This is a genomic window from Hwanghaeella sp. (assembly GCF_965227365.1).
In the GTDB taxonomy this organism is placed as follows: domain Bacteria; phylum Pseudomonadota; class Alphaproteobacteria; order UBA8366; family Aestuariispiraceae; genus Hwanghaeella.
Genome location: NZ_OZ245754.1, coordinates 1,781,775 through 1,800,594, shown reverse-complemented (window position 1 = coordinate 1,800,594; position 18,820 = coordinate 1,781,775). Strand labels below are relative to the sequence as shown.

Genomic DNA, 18,820 nt, shown 5'->3' with positions numbered 1-18,820 from the left:
CAACATGTCCATCATCCTTCGCCCTGCAACCGTGGAGGATATCGAGGAGGTCGCCGCGGTTTGGCACGACGCCTGGCATGACGGGCATGGCGAGCTGGTGTCGCCGCCTTGGCGGCGCTTGCGCGACCGGGAAAACTTCCGGATGCGCGCGCCGGGGCTGATCCCCAACATGATACTCGCATACGACGAGGAGGCGCAGGCCATCTGCGGCTTCGTCGTTCCCGAAGAGGACCAGATCGAGGATCTGTTCGTCGCCGCCCCTTATCGCGGCACAGGAACCGCCGCGCGCCTGCTACGCGCGGGTGAGGAAAAGCTGGCCGCCGCGGGTGTCGCCCTGGCGCAATTGGAATGCACCCAGCGCAACGACCGGGCCCAGCGCTTTTACGAGAAGATGGGTTGGCGCGTCGCACGCGCCGGCACCCAGGAAGTCGACACGCCGGAAGGCCGACAATCCCTGGACATCTGGGTCATGGAAAAAGCCCTGCCCCGATCCGGTTGAACCGCCCCGGTCAGCCCATCCGTTCGGACGCGTAGGCGCCGGGCCCCGGCGGGAAAACGACCGTGCGGTTGCCGTTGATGAAGGTCCGGTGGTGAATATGCGCATGAATGGCGCGCGCCAGGACCTGGCTTTCCACGTCGCGGCCCAGCGAGACATAGTCCTCCGCCGATTGGGCATGGGTGATCCGCACCGTGTCCTGCTCGATGATCGGGCCTTCGTCCAAATCCGCGGTCACATAGTGGGCCGTCGCGCCGATCAATTTCACGCCGCGCTGATAGGCCTGTTTATACGGGTTGGCGCCCTTGAAGCTGGGCAGGAAGGAATGGTGGATATTAATGATCTTGCCGGACATGCGCTGGCAAAGCTCATCCGACAGGACCTGCATGTAGCGGGCGAGGACAATCAGTTCGGTTTCCGTCTGCTCGACGATCTCCATCAACTGCGCTTCGGCCTTGGGCTTGTTTTCCTTCGTCACCTTGATGTGGTGAAAGGGAATGTCATGGTTCACGACGACTTTCTGATACTCGAAATGGTTCGAGACCACACCGACGATATCGATCGGCAGGGCGCCGATCCGCCAGCGATACAGCAGATCGTTCAGGCAATGACCGAAACGGGAGACCATCAACAGAACCTTCATCCGCTCGTTGGAATCCCGGATTGCCGCATCCATGCCGAATTCCGCCGCGACGGGTTCAAATCCGTCCCGGATCGCCTCGAAACTTTCCCCCTTTTCAGAGATGAAACTGACCCGCATGAAGAATTTACCCGCCCCCAAGTCGTCGTATTGGGCGCTGTCGACGATGTTGCAGCCTTTTGACGCAAGATATTGCGCGATGGCGGCGACGATGCCGCGGGTGGATTTGCAGGTTACGGTGAGGGTGAACGGAGACATGGCGCTCTTTTTTCCAGGAGTTCGGGAAGTATTGACCCGGACGTTCTATACGCAAGCGCCGACGAATACCAATGGCGGATTGCCGGCCGCCTTGACCGGCAATCCTCCGCAATCCTTCCAACTGGGATTTTAGCGCCGCGCGATGATCCAGATCGCATGGATCAAACCGGGTATATATCCCAACAGGGTCAGCAGGATATTCAGGAAAAAATGGCCCGTCAGGCCGACCTGCAGCAAGACGCCGACCGGCGGCAGCAACACAGAAAGAATGATGCGTAAAATATCCATGGCGGATCTCCTTCATGACAACTCGTTTGCCCGTCTCGGCCGGGCTTCCATGTCAGCAATGCCCGTAAACACGCCGGGGTTGCGCCGGCGGGGCCGGAAAAAATCGCGATGATCGGCGCAACCCGATCCGGAGCCGCGGCGTTGTTGTCCTGAAAGCCGCGCAAAACGCCCGGCGATTTGGACATATTGAGGAGAAGCAACGATGAGTATCGTGAAGACTCTTGCCATCCCGTTCGTATTATTGAGCGTCATCGGCCTGGCCGCCTGCGAAACCGTCGAAGGCGCCGGCGAGGATATCGAGAATGCCGGTGAAAGCATCCAGGACGCGGCTGAATAAGACAGCCGCCTTCCTGTCGGAACGGAAAGAAGCCGCCCCTGTACCTCAACGACCGGGCGGCTGCTTTTCGTTCGGGGCTAGGGTCCCGATGGCAAGCCGACGCTGTCGACAAGCCCAACCAATCAACAAGCCTGTGCCAGTGAGAAGGATTGCCGCGGCGGCCGTTCCGGCCGACACTGTCCCCAATAAAGGGAGGATATCGCGCAATGACCGATACGGGCCAAATCGGCATCGACCTTGTCGAAGAAACCGCGCATACGCTGATGACCAAGGCGGGGATCGAGATCCCCGACGACTATCTGACCGGCATCAAGGCGATGGCCGCGGCGGAGGACGGCGATCTCTCCTCCTTCGTTCTCAAGGCGATGCTGGAAAACTGGGAAGCCGCGAAGGCGGATCGTCGACCTATGTGCGCCGATACCGGCCTGCCCCGGTATTACGTGAAGGTCGGCAACGACGCCCGTGTCGAGGGCGGATTCGTGGCCCTGGAACGCGCCCTCAGACAAGCTACCGCACGGGCCACAACCTCCGTGCCCCTGCGCCCGAACCGGGTCCATCCACTTTGGCGCACCGACAACAACAACAATGTCGGCATCAACGCCCCCGAAGTGGATTGGAGCTTCGAGCCGGATGCGGATTGGGTCGATATCACCACCGTTCACAAAGGCGGCCTGTTCGGCACGGATTATCGCATGCTGTTCCCGGGCGATGGGATCGACGGCATCAAGCGTTTCGTACTGGATACGCTGGTCGCCTTCGGAAAACGCGGCCTTGCCTGTCAGCCCGCCATTGTCGGCGTCGGCATCGGCGGGTCAAAGGACACCTGCATGGTGCTGGGCAAACAGGCTGCCTGCCTGAGGACCGTCGGCGACCGCAATCCCGACCCCGAAATCGCCAAGTTGGAACTGGAACTTCAGGAACTGGGCAATTCCATCGGCATGGGCGCGATGGGATTCGTCGGCAAGAGCATGGTCGTCGATTGCCATGTGGAGGTCGGCTATACCCATACCGGCGGCATGCCGGTCAGTGTGCATTGCTTCTGCCTGTCATCACGGCGTGCAACGGCCCGCCTGCACAACGACGGCCGGGTGGAATATCGGACGGATCCGCAATGGTTCACGCCTTATATGCGGCGCGACACCGTCGATTGGCCGACCGGCGCTCAGGCGGCGGCCGAATAGAGGAGACAAGAACCATGAGCAAACTACGCGAGGTTCGGCTTACCTCCCCGGTCAAACAGGAAGACCTGGAAAAACTGCAACTGGGCGATGTCGTCTATCTCGACGGGCTGATCTATACCGGCCGCGAGGGGGTCTATCGCCGCGTTATCGACCAGGGCCATCCGCTTCCCATCGACCCGACAGAGGTCGGCAATGTGAACTTCCATTGCTCCCCCGCTGCCACGGTGAACCCGAACGGCAGCTACGCCATCGGCGCAGTGACCGCCACCGCCAGTTTCCGTTTCGCCAAATGGATGGAGAAGTGGTTCGAGGTCTCCGGTGCCAAAGTCATCATCGGCAAGGGCGGCATGTCGGAGGCCGACTACAAACGGCTATTCGTGCCGGCGGGTGCTGTCTACCTGACCACGGTCGGGTATGGCACCGGCGCCTTGTTGGGCCGGGGCATCAAACGCGTCCGCGACGTCCATTGGCTGGACGAATTGGGCATCGCCCAGGCCATGTGGGTGATCGAGGTCGAAAAGTTCGGCCCCCTGCTGGTCGACGGCGACGCAAAAGGCAACAGTCTGTTCGAACGCAACAATCGGGAAATTAACGCCGGCCTCGACAAACTGTATGAAGGGCTGAAGAAACCGGCGCTCTCGCGCTTCGGCGAGACCGACGATCGGGACCGCGAACTGATCTGAAAACAACCTTCACGGAACAATTGACGGGGCGCCCGGTTTTCCGAACGCCCCGCCCACTAGCAACTTCAAATAACCGTCAAGAATACGAACTCAATAACGAAACCGAACCACTGAACTTCATTCAAACTTGAAACCTCGACTACCGGCAGCGGCTAAATACTGCCGTTCCGATCATTTCGCAGAAGGTAGCGCGTGGTTCTGAATCGTTTATTAATAATACCGAATATTCGACATAAAAGCGCTCGAATTCACCTAATGGTGACAAATCGAACCCAGCCCCGCCCGCGAAGGGCGGAGCGGCCGCACCACATAAAACGGCGCGACGAAAATTCTTCTTTTCAGCAGATTACAAATTTAGTCGGGATACTAGATCGTCCGCGTCGAGCAACACTCAACCCAGCCGCTCTTTCAGTCGCTCGACAATCCTCGGGGAGACGAACTCACTGACTTCGCCACCCAGAGACGCGATTTCCTTCACCAACCGGCTGGAAATGAACTGATTGCGCTCAGACGACATCAGGAAGACGGTTTCGATATTCTTGTTCAGACGCGCATTCATGCCGACCATCTGAAATTCATACTCGAAGTCGGAGACGGCGCGCAGGCCGCGCACGATCATGCTGGCCCCGACTTCCTGGGCGTAATGGATCAAAAGGCTATCGAACGGCCGAACCTCGATCTTCGCGGCGACGCCGCCGTTGGATATCGCGTCGATTTCCGCTTCCACCATGGCGGTGCGCTCTTCCAGGGAAAAAAGCGGGCCCTTGCCGGCGTTGACGGCAACGGAAACAACCAATCGATCGCACATATGGCGTGCCGCGCGCGTGATGATGTCCATATGGCCGTTGGTGATGGGATCGAACGTCCCAGGATAGATGGCGACCCGCTCGGTGCTCATATTCCGCTCCCCTCAATCAACGCGGAGGCTCTCGGCCCTCACCGGCGGTTTTGCCGCGATCCGGCACATGGCCAACTTACGCTTTAACGCGGCCCTCACCCGGACCGGGACCTAAAACGTCAGCGTTCTAACGCGCCGACGGTGCCTGTCTACACCCTAAGACCCGGAAATGGTAGCCCATGCTTTTGCAGTCCCGGTCACGACACCCGATCCAGCCAAATCCAAACGCGGGTTGCGCTCTGCCTTGGTTCCGCCGTTCCGGCGAAACGGGGCCGCAAATCCAAGCCCGCGAAGCAGTATCGGCAGCGGAAGGCTCGAAATGAAGAAGCCGCCCCCAAGAGCGGCTTCCATTTACTAGCACAAAGCTTGACCCCGGGAGCCTTAACGCTCCCGGTCGCACATTTGCCGAGGAGAAGTCAGGCCCTCCGGTTTCCCCTGCGCCGCAGAAGCAGTAGGCCGCCAAGGGCTGCTGCCAGCATCGGGAAAGCTGCAGGAAGCGGAACCGGCGCAATAGTCGCGGACAAGGAGTAGGTTCTGTTTCCTGTCGAACGCCTATCGACCGTGTTTCCTATAGCCGGATCCGCGGAAATGAACACTTCATCAAGGGTAGCGAAGGTCGGGAAAACGCCGGCCCCATCGAAACTGATTTTTGCGTCCGCCATGAAGGCACCGATGAACCAACCTGCTTCCACAGCGATCGAGGTCGTGAAGCTGTTGAAACCCAAATCGACATTGCGAATGTCGATCGCCTCAATCACAAAATCGCTGCTTGCATCCGCGCTACTCAACAGCAGCAAGCCAACCCGGTTGTCGCCTTCAGTGAAGCGGATATGGGTCTCCCACGCGGTGAGTATGCCAGCCTCCGCGATCGGCCCACCGGTCACAATGGCAAAATCATTGAAACCATCGCCGACGGACCGGCTGATCGCCTCGTTTCCTACCGTCGCCGCCTGTGCCCCACTCACCAATACAACGAAGGCAATAATCGCACTGAAAAAACACGTAAACGCTTCTTTCCGCATAGAAAATCCTCATAAATTCCCATATTGGAGAATGGCACCGCCCCCAGTTCCCTGTTCAATTCTATTTTGGTGAAATAGGCATATCAACGACCACAGCTCGGATATCAGGCGGATATCGCTCCGCTGCCGTCAACAGCTAGAAACATTTCCAATTCCGGGTCACAATGTCACTTTTCAAGGGTATCCGTTGACAATTACATGCAGCAACGGCGATTACCGCATGTCACGATCGATACTTCCGTCTTCATGGCTGCCCAGCCGTCCGCCATGGTTTGGCAATAGGGCAGCACATCCGACTTTTATGGAACCGCCCTTCGCCTTGAGACGGCGGCGGTCAACTCGGCCAAGCACGGACCGATTCCCAGGATTCATTGGAAAACATCGAAAAACGTCGTTGGCTACCCGGGAGAGACCCGGAACCGCCTAGGTAATCGATCCGCCCGACAGCGCTGAATTTTTGCGCCAATTTCCGGGGCTTCCCAGCATTCCTTTAACTGTCTCAACGACGTGATTCAAGAAAGGTTGCTTCCTATCAATCAGATGTCCTGCCGGCGGCCGTTCCGCCCTATACTGGGTCGCAGCGACAGCGAGAGGTAAATGAATACACGTCGGGCCATTCTGGCATTGCTTTTCTTCTGTGCGGTGGGGGCTTACCTCACCGGACTGCTGCAACCCGTAGACCAATGGATACGGGAGAAACGATTCCAATTCGGCAGCAGGCCTGTTTCGGGAGAGGTCGTCACGGTCGACATCGACGCCGTCAGCATCGACCAGTTGGGACAATGGCCGTGGAAGAGGAGCGTCTATGGCGAGGTTGTGGACCGCCTGAACGAACTCGGCGCGTCGATCATCGCCTTCGACGTGGATTTCAGCAGCCCGTCGACGCCGGAGGAGGATCTCGCCTTTGCCGAAGCCATGGCACGTTCCACCGCGCCGGTCTATCTCGCTTCGTTCAATCAACCCACGAATGCCGGTGCCGAAACCCTTTATGGAAACCAACCGATAGAGACCTTCACCGCGGTCGCGCGACTGGCCATGGTCAACGTCTTTGCCGATCGCGACGCCGTTATCCGGACCTTCCCCTTCGGCGCGATGGTCGACGAGCAGCCGGTTCAGTCGATCGCGGCGGTGTTGGCGAAGTATTCCGGGTTGATAAACGGCAGTTTCTATATCGATTTCGGAATCGATATCGACAGTTTGGACCGGATCCCCCTGATCGATCTGCTGAACGGAAAGGTTGACCGCGAAAGGGTCGACGGCAAGAGACTGATCATTGGGGCGAGTGCCGCGGAACTGCGCGATTTCTTCTCGGTCCCCCGTTTCGGAATCATTTCCGGTCACACGCTGCAAGCGGCGGCAACGGAAACGCTGATACAAAACCGTACGCTTCAGCTTTCCTCGGGCTTGGTCGTGCTGGGACTGACGGTCGTCATGGCGGTTCTAGCGATCTGGCGGAGAAAACGTGGGGCCCTGGTCCCGACACTGCTGACGCTGGCGGCTGGAATGGTCGTATTGGAGGCTGCAGCCACGACCATTCAGGCCATGGAAGCCTATGCCCTGCAAACCGCGAGCAGTCATCTGGTGCTGTTGTTTTTCGGCGCGTTCTCAGTCGTTCAGGAAATCGACCTGAAACGCATAATGCTCTTGATATCCGAGAGCAGAGCGGACAACGCGCAGGCGATACTCGATCGTGTCATCAGCGACAATTCCGAGGGCATCGTGGTCGTGAGCGAAGACAGCACTGTCCACACTCTCAACAAATCCGCTGAAACCTTTTTCCGAAACGTGGTTCACGCCACGGAGACACTCGCCCCGGACCTTACCGGCATGCCATTGAACGAGCTCGCCCCTGAAGCGCTGGTCGCTGCCGTGCAAATGGACATGTCTGCCGCCCGGGAAGGGCATATTGGACAGCGCGAACCGACATTGATCGACAAGACCTACGACACACATGGCCGCCATGTGCTTGAATATATCGTAACCCCTTCGATACTGGCCGGCGGCGTGGACTTGTCCGGAAAGAAACAACCGGACAGGGTTTTCGCCTGTGTGAATTTCCGGGACGTGACCGAACGCCACATCCGAGAGGAACGCGCCCGTTTTCTTGCCAGATTCGATCCGGTCACGGGCCTTCCCAACAAGAACGGGTTCATTGAATTCCTGGAAGGCGTACCCGACGGGCATGTAGCCCTTGCCGATTATTCCGCTGTCTGCCGGATCGCAATCAGCCGATTGCAAAGCGTGCAGGATACTCTGGGGCAGGATTTCGCAGACGACATTCTGAACCTTGTCGCCACCCGCCTGAGCGAGGCGATCGGCCCAGGCGAGTATTTGGCCTCGACGATGGATAACGGGTTCCATCTGTACCTAATCGCTACGACGCAGGACCAACTGGACAAACGGATGTCCGGTCTGCTGGAGATGATTTCCAAGCCATATTTCCATGGCGGGCACGGCGCGACAGTCGGCGCCAGTGCCGGAATAACGGTGTTGGACGACCTGGACTGCCCGCCCGAGACTCTTTTGAAGCGGGCTAAATCCGCGCTGAACGACGCAATTTCAGAAGACGGAAATACCTTCGCCATCTACGCACCGGAGTTGGATCTGCGTATCCAGGTCCGCCAGCAATTGGAACTGGACCTATGGAAGGCCTTCGAAGAGAAGCAATTCGTCAATTTCTATCAGCCGCAGATCAATCTAGCCGATGGAAGTCTGTACGGCGCTGAAGCCTTGATCCGCTGGATTCACCCGGAGCGCGGTTTCGTATCACCCGCCGATTTCATCCCCATCGCGGAACAATCGAGTCTCATCGTCGACATGGGTGAATGGGCGATGAACCAGGCCTGCATCGACGCCGCGACATGGCCAGGGTCACCGAAGATCGCGGTCAATCTGTCGCCAGTACAGTTCTTTCAGGGTGATCTGGTCCGAACGGTGGAGGATGCCCTGAAGAATTCAGGCTTGCACAAAGACCGGTTGGATCTGGAAATCACGGAGAGTCTGTTCATGGAGGATACCGGGCGTATCCTTGACCTGATGTCCGCACTTCGGGCGATGGGCCTGCGGTTCGCGTTGGACGATTTCGGAACCGGCTACTCCTCCCTCGCCTATATTCAGAATTTCCCCATGGATAAGATCAAGATCGACCAAGCCTTTGTGCGGGGGATGCAGGAAGACTCGTCTTCGCTGTCCATCGTTCGGGCCGTTGCTGATCTGGCCCGCGGCCTGAACATGGAAACCGTCGCCGAAGGTGTCGAAACCGATGTCGAACGCAGGCTCGTCAGTCAGGTCGGCTGCTCCGTCGGCCAGGGATATTTGTTTTCTAAACCACTTCCCGCCGAAGACATGACGAAGTTTGCCGAAAACATGGCAGCGGCCAAATCTTCGTAGCGGCGCAGATCAAACTGCCCCCGTGCAACGCACCGCCTAAAAAAAAGCCGCCCAAAAGAGCGGCTTTTTAAATTTTACAGGCCTAGCAGAGAGGGTGCCCTAGTCTTCGGTCGTGTCTCCATCAGGCTCGTTCGCGTCGGTGCTGGACGTCTCCTGATCCACAGCACCGTCTTCGTTCGCAACGGCATCCTCGCCCCCTTCGCCTTCTTCATCGCCATTGTCTTCAGCATCGCCCTCGGCATCCCTGAGCCTGGCGACGGAGACGACCTTTTGGTCGGCACCGACGTCGAAGATGCGCACGCCCATGCTGCCCCGGCGCTTGGGGGAAATTTCGTTGGCGTGGGAGCGGATGATCTGGCCGGTGGAACTGACCAGCACCAACTCGTCCGTTTCCGGAACCAGGCGGAAGGAGGCCACAATGCGGCTGCCCTCACCCCGGTCCAGGTTCATGTTGTTGATCCCCTTACCCCCGCGACCGGTGATCCGATAGTCGTAGGAGGAGGAAAGCTGACCATACCCGGCGTCGGAAACGGTAATGATGAGTTCCTCTGCCTCCGCCATCGACTTATAGGGTTCCTCCTCTAGCCGGCGGGCGGTTTCCTCATCCTGGGCGCGACGCTCTGCATCATTCCCGTAATCGGACGACTCGAGACGGCGCGCAGCACCGGATGCGCGGAAGAACTCTTCCCGTTCCTCGGATGTCGCGGCGCTGTGATCCATCAGGGACAGCGAGACGACCTCGTCGCCCTCCGCCAGCCTGATGCCGCGCACCCCGGTGGAGGTCCGGCCTGAGAAGACGCGCACGTCCGGCACGGGGAAGCGGATGCACATGCCCTGAGCGGTGGAGAGGAAAACGTCCTCGGTCTCGGAACAGGTCCGCACCCCGATCAACCGGTCCCCTTCGTCCAGTTTCATGGCGATTTTGCCGTTCGCCTTGATGTTGGTGAAGTCGGAAAGCTGGTTCCGGCGCACATTGCCGGTCGCCGTCGCGAAGACGGCATAGAGCTCACCCCATGTCTCCTCATCTTCCGGTAAGGGCATGATCGTGCTGATATATTCGCCTTCGGACAAGGGCAGAAGATTGACCAGCGCCTTGCCGCGCGCGGTCGGGCTTCCCAGCGGCAGGCGATAGACTTTCATCTGATAGACCATGCCGAAGGAGGAGAAGAACAGCACCGGCGTGTGGGTCGAGGTGACGAAGACGTTCACCACCGCGTCGTCTTCCTTCATCGACATGCCCGACCGGCCCTTGCCGCCGCGGCGCTGCGCCCGGTAGGTCGACAGCGGCACGCGCTTGATATAGCCGCCCTGGGTAACGGTGACGACCATGTCCTCACGCTGGATGAGGTCCTCGATATCGTGCTCGAACTCGTTTTCTTCCAGCGTCGTGCGGCGCGGCGTGCCGAACTGGTCGCGGACTTCGACCAGTTCCTCGCGCATCACCTCAAGCCGGCGCGGGCGCGATTGCAGGATTTCGAGATAGTCTCGGATCTTTTCCGCGAGTTCCTCGGTTTCCTTAGTCAGTTTGTCCCGTTCCATGCCGGTCAGGCGCTGCAGGCGCAATTCAAGGATCGCGCGGGCCTGGGTTTCGGACAGGCGGTATTTACCGTCCACCACTTCATGTCCCGGATCGTCGATCAGCGCGATGAAGGGCGCGACGTCGCCGGCCTCCCAATCGCGGGCCATCAACTGTTCCCGCGCTGTGGCGGGATCAGGGGCGGCGCGGATCAATTCGATCACCGGGTCCAGATTGCTGATCGCGACCAGCAGACCGGCCAAGATATGCGCGCGTTCCCGGGCCTTGCGTAGCTCATAGGCCGTCCGGCGGGTGACAACTTCCTCCCGGAAGTCGACAAAGGCCGTGACGATGTCCTTGAGGTTCAGCATCTCCGGCCGGCCACCGTTCAGGGCCAGCATGTTGACGCCGAAACTGGTCTGCATCGGCGTGTATCTATAAAGCTGCGCCAGGACGACGTCATAGACCGCGTCGCGCTTCAACTCGATCACCACGCGCACGCCGTCGCGGTCGGATTCGTCGCGCAGATCGGCGATCCCTTCCACCTGCTTTTCACGCACGACTTCCGCGATACGCTCCAGCATGCGGGATTTGTTCACCTGATACGGAATTTCCGTCGCGACGATCGCCTCACGCCCGCGGATTTCCTCCATATGGGTGCGCGCCCGCATGATGACCGAGCCCCGCCCCGTCTGATGAGCGGACCGGATGCCGGAGCGGCCGAGGATGATCCCGCCGGTCGGGAAATCCGGGCCCGGCACGATTTCCATCAATTGTTCGATGGTCACGCCCGGGTCGTCGATAAAGGCGATGCAGGCATCGACCACTTCATTCAGGTTATGCGGCGGAATATTCGTCGCCATCCCGACGGCGATCCCGCCCCCGCCGTTGACCAACAGGTTCGGATAGCGCGCCGGCAGCACCACCGGCTCGCTGGAACTGTCGTCGTAGTTGTTCTGGAAATCGACGGTTTCCTTGTCGATATCGTCCAGCAGGGTCTCGGCCGCCTTGGAAAGCCGCGCCTCCGTATAGCGCATGGCCGCCGCCGGATCGCCGTCCATCGAGCCGAAATTGCCCTGGCCGTCGATCAACGGCAGGCGCATGGAGAAATCCTGCGCCATACGGACCATCGCGTCATAGATCGCGGAATCGCCATGCGGGTGGTACTTACCCATGACGTCCCCGACGATGCGCGCCGACTTACGATACGGTTTCGACGAATCGTAGCCGTTTTCCTTCATCGCATAGAGGATACGGCGATGAACGGGCTTCAGCCCGTCACGGACATCCGGCAGCGCGCGGCTCACGATCACGCTCATCGCGTAATCGAGATACGAACGCTTCATCTCGTCTTCGATGGAGACGGGGCTGACGTCGAAGCCCGGGCTGCCGGGCGGCGGCGGAGAAACTGGATCGGACAAATCGGAACCTGCAGTCTAGACCTGAAACAAAGCCTGCCGTTTCGGCGCCTGGGAGGGCCTAGTCCGGAAGGGTCGACGCCGGGCGGCACGACGACACCGGAAGAATCCCGGTACGGTCATAATTCTGACACCCGACAACCCTATATCTAGCATGATGCGCCCTTGTCTAACAACGAAATACGGTGTTTTTAGCGATATTTGGACGGTATTCGGATAGGAACCAGACGCGTTTGCGAGTATCCCGCCATGACCAAACTGATTCACCTCACAGATCCACACCTGATGCCGCCCGGAGAGCCACTCTACGGCCTCGATCCGCAGGCGCGCCTGACCGCCGCCATAGACCATGTCGCCGCCCATCACGGCGACGCGGATTGCATGGTGATCACGGGCGATCTGACCCATTGGGGCGATGACGCCGCCTATGACGTCCTGAAGCGAGAGTTGGACCGCCTGCCCTTCCCGGCCTATCCGCTGATCGGCAATCACGATCAGCGCCCGGCCTTCCAGGAGGCCTTCCTGAACATCGGCAGGGACCCGAACGGTTACGTGCAATATCGGATCGATACGCGTGCGGGCCGCTTCCTGATGATGGACACGGTCCAGGAAGGCACCCATGCGGGCTGGTACGACCAGGAACGCCAGGAATGGCTGAAAGGTGAATTGGATGCGGCGGCGGAGGAGGACCAGCCGGTCTATCTGTTCGCCCATCACCCGCCTTTCCAGATCCATATCAGGATGATGGATATGATCCGTCTGGTGCAATGGGAGGAAGTCGCCGCCCTGCTGGCGGAGACCCGTGCCGATATACGCCATTACTTCTTCGGTCACGTGCACCGGCCGATTTCAGGCTGCTGGCGCGGCATTCCTTTTTCGACCCTCTATGGCACCAATCATCAGGTGGCGCTCGACCTGGGCCCTGCGGAAGACGCGCCCATGACCCATGAGGCACCGGCCTATAACGTCGTACTGCTGTCCGACGACCTGACCGTTATCCATACCTGCCCCTATACCTATGACGGCCCGACGATCGACCACCGCAACGACCGGAACACCGATGAAGCCGCGAGGGCCGCCGGACGGGCGCAGGTGGCGGCCCAACAGGGATAGAGGCCCTCAGAAAGAAAAGGGACGCCTCGTTTAGGCGCCCCAGTCATGAGGGAAACTATCGTTGAGGGAGGCCGTTGCGGAGAAAGTCGGGGATCACACGGCTCCCTGCTCCAGGTTCTTAGGGATCGCCTTTCGCCGCTTACGCAACAGGCCGAGCCCGGTGAGACCGGCCAGCAGCAGGGCGGCGCTGGGCGGTAACGGGACAGAAGTCAATGACTGTTGATCGGTCAGGAAAATACCGTCATCCGGCAGGAAGTCGACGCCTTGAGGCAGGACGAGGCTCAATGTTCCCGTGTTCAGTGCATTGATGCCCGCAATATGCCCCGGCGCGGCATTCGCTACCGCCGTCAAATCGGCCGAGAAGCGCATCCGATCCCCGATCTGTGCCGTGAACAGGATCTCGATCACGCCTTCGATGATGAAATCGCTTACGCGTGACACGGAGATGGAGATGTCGTTGTCACTAAGCACATTGTTCACGCTTGGCGAATTCCGGAAGACGCCGCTCGATCGTATTCCGGACAAGGATTGGACGTTTGAAAGGGTACTCGGGGACGACGCCGTAAAGAACTGTTCTGACACATATTGCAGACTGCCCTGCGCGGACGTGAACCCGGTGACGGGGGACTGTCCAGGTCGGAAAATGTTGAAGAACGTCCCTACATCGGCGCTTACGTTCAAGGCAGCGGTCGAGAACCCGCCCAATGCCGCACCGGATTGTCCCGTCAACGTGTCGGCAGCGGCGTGAAAATTATAAATCAAACTGCCTTGAACCGGGCCGGTCACGACGCCGCTGATTGTTCCGGTTCCTGACAAACGCGCTATGGCGGACGCTTGCGATGGAAACAGCGTTCCCACATCACCCCCATGGTTCGCAAATGCCTTCAGGACACCCGTACTGTCATGGGCTTCCGCGATGACGGTTGCGCCAAAAAGATCGGTGCTACTGCTCAAAACGTTCGAAAAGGTTTGGCTGACACTGCCCGGTGCGCTGATAACGGTAGGGGCACTTCCCGCACCGATGGGTGCCAGTTCGATGGTCGCGGCATGTGTCGATCCGACCGCAGCGGTAGCCATTAGTCCCGCTGCCATCCAAAGAAAACGGCTAGGCATTCGTTTCTCCTTATCTTCGGGTGTTAAAACGCCCCTGCGCCAATCCCGACGGCTAAAGGTAGTTTCGTATGGGAAAACCGCTTTGCGATATGACGTTTCGAGTAGCCTCTATCCGTTTCTTCCAAGAAAATAACGATGTTATTGGATGGCGAATCCGGCGGTCCAGGGCCGCTCAGCCACGGCCACAAGCAAGCGCCTCCAAGGCGAAACAGGGGGCGTATGGGAGATAAGAGAAAGTGACCTTGGCCGGCAGGCTCGGCTAACTAACGCCGGCCGTTCGTCAGCGTTTTTGAGGGCGTCTCACCGAAGGCCTTGGCATAGGCGGATGAAAACCGGCCCATATGGGTAAATCCATATCTCATGGCACAGGCAGTCACCGACTCCGCATCGCCGCTGAGAAAGGCCTGGCGCACGGCAATCAGCCGCGCCTGCCGCAGGTAGGCCATCGGCGACATCCCGGTGAAGGCCCGGAAGTTGTTGTTCAAGCTGCTTTGCGAGACGCCCGCGACATGAACCAGATCTGCGAGCCGGACCGGCGCTTCGAGATTGCTGTCGATATGGGCGATAACCGCCCGGACATCTTTACTGGCCGGCGATGTCCGCTGCTGCCTCAATTGATCCCTATGGCTATGCGGGTGGTAAAGCAGAAGCGACGATAGAACGGTTTCCTCAAAATGCGCCAAACGCCAAGGATCGGACAGACTGACGCCCCCTGCGTCGATTTCTTCCACGATCAGGCGCACCGCCTGCAGAACCATACTGCCCGCCCCGGCTCCCAGGTCCAATTCCTGATCGAATATTACCTCCTCCATCGCCGGCGCACCGGTCAGCGCGGCGAAGCGCTTTCGAACGGCCGCGACAGAGAAGGAAATGAAAAGGAGCATCGCCCCGCGCTTGGCCCACATCTTGTGCGGCACGCCCGGGGAGACGATGACTGTCCTTTCCCGCGTGCAGGGATGGGATCGGTCGGGAAACGCGACGCCCATGTCCCCGTGCAGCGGTACGAGCATGCGATACCGGTAACAATCCTCGGAAAAGTCCACATGGAGTTCCGACCCGGATTGGACATAAGCTATGCGGAAATCGTCCGTTTCGAAGATGTTGATTTCAGCGTGAAAGGGCGCGTCCCGGTCGTGCGGGTCGCCGGAGGCGGCCAATACCATGTCCCTGGCAGCAAGAAACTTCTTCGTCTCCTCGGCATCGGCGCTGATCAGTGCACGGTAGTCGTTCAGCATCGGGTTCCCCTACGGATCGTTGAACCTTTCTGCCCCTAGCACCCCATTAGCAATTAAAGTACCAAAGCCTTCAGCCACGGTGCGTGAGTACCATCACAATCACGGGTATGTGATCAAAGCGTAAATTGGCACCCAGTGGACCTACCGCTCAAAAGAAAAGCGCGCCATCGGCGGCGCGCTTTTTAAATCAATCTACTGAAATCGATCAGAACGGGATTTCATCATCCAGGTCCTGGGAGTAGTCCGGCCCGGACCCGCCGCCCTGGCCGCCCCCGCCGTAGCCACTGCCCGAACCGCCGGAACTGCCGCCGGCATAACCGTCGTCGTAACCGCCGCCCTGGCCACCGCCATAACCGCCGCCACCGCCGTCTCCACGACCGCCGAGCATGGTAAGCTCACCGCGGAAGCGTTGCAGAACGACCTCAGTCGAGTACTTTTCCTGCCCCGACTGGTCGGTCCATTTGCGGGTTTGAAGGCTGCCTTCGATGTAGACCGTGGACCCTTTCTTCAGGTAACGCTCGGCCACTTCGCCCAGGCGCTCGTTGAAGATCACGACCCGGTGCCATTCGGTGCGTTCCTGCCGGTTGCCGTCACGGTCCTTCCAGGTTTCCGATGTCGCCAGCGACAGGTTCACCACCTTGCCGCCGTTCTGCATGGTGCGCACTTCCGGATCGCGTCCGAGATTTCCGATCAAGATGACTTTATTGACGCTGCCGGCCATGACCCTCTCCAACCTATTTCCCGGCGCCCGGGACAAACCCGGCGCCGTTGCTTCGTTCAATCTGTTCGATGCGCTTTGCGCGTGGCGGCGACTATACGGGACCGGGCCGGACCGGACAAAGGTCAACTGCCCCTTCCGGGCGCAAAAGCTGTGGATAACACAAAAGAAAACGCAGGGCCGAAGCCCTGCGTTTCCCGAACTCAAAGCAAGCCGGAAGCAAGCTTAGTTGATCAGCGTGGCAACCCACTTGCCGCCGACAACCGTGTTCTTGGAGAACGACCCCTGGACATCGCCGTTTTCATCGAAATCCTGCGGGCCGGCGCCGCCGACATAGTTCACGTCCTTGCCTTCGGCGATCAGCTTCTTCGCCTTGGCCCATTCGCCCGGCAGGATGATCTCACCCGGCGCGTTGGCGACTTCGCGCAAAGCCGCGGCGATCTTGCCGCGGTCGGCGGAGCCGGCCTTCTCGATCGCCATGGCCATCATGAAGGTCGCGTCGTAGGAGTTCGGCACGAACGGATCGGCGGCCGGAACGCCCGCTGCATCCGCCAGAGCCTTCCAGGCCTTATAGGCGTCGGTGGTGTCGTCCGAAGCCGAGGTCGTGAACGTGGCGTTGCTCAGGTTTTCCGCACCGATCTGGTCGATGACTTCCTGGGCCAGCATGCCGTCGGCACCGATGAAGGTGTCGAAAGCACCGGTTTCAAGCGAGTTCCGCATGATCGTGATGCCGCTGGAACCGTAATAGGCGAACAGCGCCAGAGCATTCGTGCCCTTGCTGAGCGTCGCGACTTCCGAACGATAGGAAGCCTTGTTCGGCTCATGCGCTTCCATGGCGACGACCTTGCCGCCCTTTTCCGCATAGACCTTGGCAAAGACCTGGGCGATCGCGGCGTTGTAATCATCGTTCGCGTAGGAAACGGCGATTTCCTTGATGCCGTTGGCCAGCGTCAAATCAGCCAGCGCAACACCCTGATAGGCATCGGACGCGGCGGCACGGAACACCAGATCGGTGCCGCTTTCCATCGACGTAATCGCCGGCGAGGAGGCGGAAACCGACAGGGTGACGACACCCGCCGGGATCGAGACCGATTCGGCCTGGGCGATCGTGGCGCCGGAGCAGACCGGGCCCAGAATGCCGAGCACCTGGTCGACGTTGATCAACTTGGTTACGGCGTCGACGGCGGCGGACGGATCGCAGGCGCTGTCGGCGCGGACGATTTCATAGGTCTGCCCCAGAACACCGCCCTGATCGTTGATGTGTTTCGCGGCGAGGTCGACGGCCGCAACCATCGGCGCCACCAGATCGGGGATCGGACCGGTAACGGCCATGGCGTTGCCGACCTTTACCTGCGCCTGAGCGCTGCCGGCCACCAGCATGGCGGCGGCGAGACTTCCAAACAGAATACGCTTCATGACTCTTATTCCCTATTCCCCGCTAGCTTTCCTTCCTGCCCGAAACGGCGGGTCGTTTCTCAGGCAGGATCCCACCTGGGTACTTTTGCAATACTAGTTGCAAGAGCAACCCAATTAAAAGCATCCGAAGGAAGCCGGCCCTGGTTTGCAGGATCGCGGGGTCCCAATCGGAGAAGACACTGGCGATGATGTCGATGCTGCCCTTGATCATCAATTCCGATCCGGACCACAGCACCCAGACCAGGAAACCGCCCAAGATCGCGCCCCGGTTGTTGCCGGATCCGCCGGCGATCAGCATCACCCAGACAAGGAAGGTCATCTTCGCCGGGTCAAAAGTGTTTGTCGGTTCGATCAGGCGCAGATGCTGCGCCAGCAATGCACCGCCCATGCCCATGATCACCGCCCCCAGGATGAAGGCTTCGATCCGGCGGCCGGTGACGTCCTTGCCCGCCGCGCGCGCGGAGATCTCGTTGTCGCGGATGGCGGCCATCATCCGGCCCCAGGGCGACAGACGCGCGCGTTCCAGCAGGAAATAGAAGATCAGCATGATCACGATGACCGTGCCCGCGAAGAAGGGCTGCCACCACCAGGCCGGCAGACTGTCGAAAAAGGCGGACCAGCCTTCCGGCGTATTGAACATGGACATCGGCCAGGAGGAATAGAACCGTTCCTCCGTCAGATGTTCCCAGGTCCGCGGGATCTTGTTGATGCCGCGCGGCCCGTTGGTCAGCGCCGTTTCGTTCTTCAGGATCAGCTTGATGATTTCCGCGATCCCGATGGTGGCGATGGCAAGGTAATCCGCCCGCAGCCGGATACAGATCGCACCGATCACGCCCGCGATGACGCCGGACAGCGCCATGGCGACGAGTTCACCGACCACCAGCGGCAGGCCGAGGCCGCCATAGTGGAACGGGCTGTCCGCCGTGGTCAGGATCGCATAGGTGTAGGCGCCGACCGCCGCGAAACCCGCGATGCCGGCGTTGAACAACCCCGCGAAGCCCCATTGCGCGTTCAGTCCCAGCGCCAGGATGGAGTAGATGCCGCCCATGGCCAGCAACGACATGCCGTAAAGGAAAAGTCCGAGTGCTTGATCCATAT

General features: G+C 59.6%; 16 protein-coding genes. 6 read left to right on the top strand and 10 right to left on the bottom strand.

Features of this window, described 5'->3' with window-relative positions; genetic code table 11:
- The first annotated feature begins 4 nt into the window (after positions 1 to 4).
- Positions 5 to 499 carry an N-acetyltransferase family protein gene (locus ACQK2G_RS08055; RefSeq protein ID WP_425404511.1) on the top strand — a complete coding sequence of 165 codons (495 nt, stop codon included), beginning with the start codon at positions 5 to 7 and terminating at the stop codon, positions 497 to 499.
- Between the two features lie 10 nt (positions 500 to 509).
- Here ACQK2G_RS08055 and purU read toward each other — a convergent pair whose 3' ends face one another.
- Together purU and ACQK2G_RS08045 are read right to left on the bottom strand one after the other, a co-directional pair.
- Complete coding sequence (gene purU, locus ACQK2G_RS08050; protein ID WP_425404510.1) at positions 510 to 1,394, bottom strand: formyltetrahydrofolate deformylase; 885 nt, start codon at positions 1,392 to 1,394, stop codon at positions 510 to 512.
- Between the two features lie 129 nt (positions 1,395 to 1,523).
- Entirely contained in the window at positions 1,524 to 1,682 is a 159-nt protein-coding gene (locus ACQK2G_RS08045) for a YqaE/Pmp3 family membrane protein (protein WP_425404509.1), read from the bottom strand.
- Between the two features lie 202 nt (positions 1,683 to 1,884).
- Here ACQK2G_RS08045 and ACQK2G_RS08040 point away from each other — a divergent pair, with 202 nt between their 5' ends.
- The 3 genes from ACQK2G_RS08040 to ACQK2G_RS08030 all read left to right on the top strand — a co-directional run bounded on the left by ACQK2G_RS08040 (position 1,885) and on the right by ACQK2G_RS08030 (position 3,883).
- A complete protein-coding gene (locus tag ACQK2G_RS08040; protein WP_425404508.1) occupies positions 1,885 to 2,019 on the top strand; it encodes an entericidin A/B family lipoprotein in 135 nt (44 codons plus the stop codon).
- Positions 2,020 to 2,225: 206 nt separating this feature from the next.
- Positions 2,226 to 3,200: a fumarate hydratase gene (locus ACQK2G_RS08035; RefSeq protein WP_425404507.1), complete on the top strand. Its 975-nt coding sequence runs from the start codon at positions 2,226 to 2,228 to the stop codon at positions 3,198 to 3,200.
- 14 nt (positions 3,201 to 3,214) lie between these two features.
- The gene (locus ACQK2G_RS08030) at positions 3,215 to 3,883 is read left to right on the top strand and encodes a fumarate hydratase C-terminal domain-containing protein (protein WP_425404506.1); all 669 of its coding nucleotides are present in this window, start codon (positions 3,215 to 3,217) and stop codon (positions 3,881 to 3,883) included.
- Between the two features lie 391 nt (positions 3,884 to 4,274).
- On the opposite strand, the gene coaD is transcribed toward ACQK2G_RS08030, so the two are convergent.
- Positions 4,275 to 4,781: a pantetheine-phosphate adenylyltransferase gene (gene coaD, locus ACQK2G_RS08025; RefSeq protein WP_425404505.1), complete on the bottom strand. Its 507-nt coding sequence runs from the start codon at positions 4,779 to 4,781 to the stop codon at positions 4,275 to 4,277.
- 416 nt (positions 4,782 to 5,197) lie between these two features.
- Positions 5,198 to 5,803, bottom strand: a complete 606-nt coding sequence (locus ACQK2G_RS08020) for a hypothetical protein (RefSeq protein WP_425404504.1) — start codon at positions 5,801 to 5,803, stop codon at positions 5,198 to 5,200.
- A gap of 597 nt (positions 5,804 to 6,400) precedes the next feature.
- On the opposite strand from ACQK2G_RS08020, the gene ACQK2G_RS08015 reads away from it, so the two are divergent.
- Entirely contained in the window at positions 6,401 to 9,193 is a 2,793-nt protein-coding gene (locus tag ACQK2G_RS08015) for an EAL domain-containing protein (RefSeq protein ID WP_425404503.1), read from the top strand.
- 99 nt (positions 9,194 to 9,292) lie between these two features.
- Here the strand turns inward: ACQK2G_RS08015 and gyrA are convergent, their stop codons facing one another.
- Entirely contained in the window at positions 9,293 to 12,055 is a 2,763-nt protein-coding gene (gene gyrA, locus ACQK2G_RS08010) for a DNA gyrase subunit A (RefSeq protein WP_425407627.1), read from the bottom strand.
- Between the two features lie 321 nt (positions 12,056 to 12,376).
- Here gyrA and ACQK2G_RS08005 point away from each other — a divergent pair, with 321 nt between their 5' ends.
- Complete coding sequence (locus ACQK2G_RS08005; protein ID WP_425404502.1) at positions 12,377 to 13,240, top strand: phosphodiesterase; 864 nt, start codon at positions 12,377 to 12,379, stop codon at positions 13,238 to 13,240.
- A 93-nt stretch (positions 13,241 to 13,333) separates the two neighbouring features.
- On the opposite strand, the gene ACQK2G_RS08000 is transcribed toward ACQK2G_RS08005, so the two are convergent.
- From ACQK2G_RS08000 to ACQK2G_RS07980, 5 genes are all read right to left on the bottom strand, one after another.
- Positions 13,334 to 14,353, bottom strand: a complete 1,020-nt coding sequence (locus ACQK2G_RS08000) for a hypothetical protein (RefSeq protein WP_425404501.1) — start codon at positions 14,351 to 14,353, stop codon at positions 13,334 to 13,336.
- Positions 14,354 to 14,616: 263 nt separating this feature from the next.
- Complete coding sequence (locus ACQK2G_RS07995; RefSeq protein ID WP_425404500.1) at positions 14,617 to 15,588, bottom strand: AraC family transcriptional regulator; 972 nt, start codon at positions 15,586 to 15,588, stop codon at positions 14,617 to 14,619.
- A gap of 205 nt (positions 15,589 to 15,793) precedes the next feature.
- Complete coding sequence (gene ssb / locus ACQK2G_RS07990; protein ID WP_425404499.1) at positions 15,794 to 16,309, bottom strand: single-stranded DNA-binding protein; 516 nt, start codon at positions 16,307 to 16,309, stop codon at positions 15,794 to 15,796.
- Positions 16,310 to 16,531: 222 nt separating this feature from the next.
- Positions 16,532 to 17,722 (bottom strand): ABC transporter substrate-binding protein, encoded by a 1,191-nt coding sequence (locus tag ACQK2G_RS07985; protein ID WP_425404498.1) that lies wholly within the window; start codon positions 17,720 to 17,722, stop codon positions 16,532 to 16,534.
- Between the two features lie 22 nt (positions 17,723 to 17,744).
- Positions 17,745 to 18,818: a branched-chain amino acid ABC transporter permease gene (locus tag ACQK2G_RS07980; protein WP_425404497.1), complete on the bottom strand. Its 1,074-nt coding sequence runs from the start codon at positions 18,816 to 18,818 to the stop codon at positions 17,745 to 17,747.
- Positions 18,819 to 18,820: the final 2 nt, after the last annotated feature.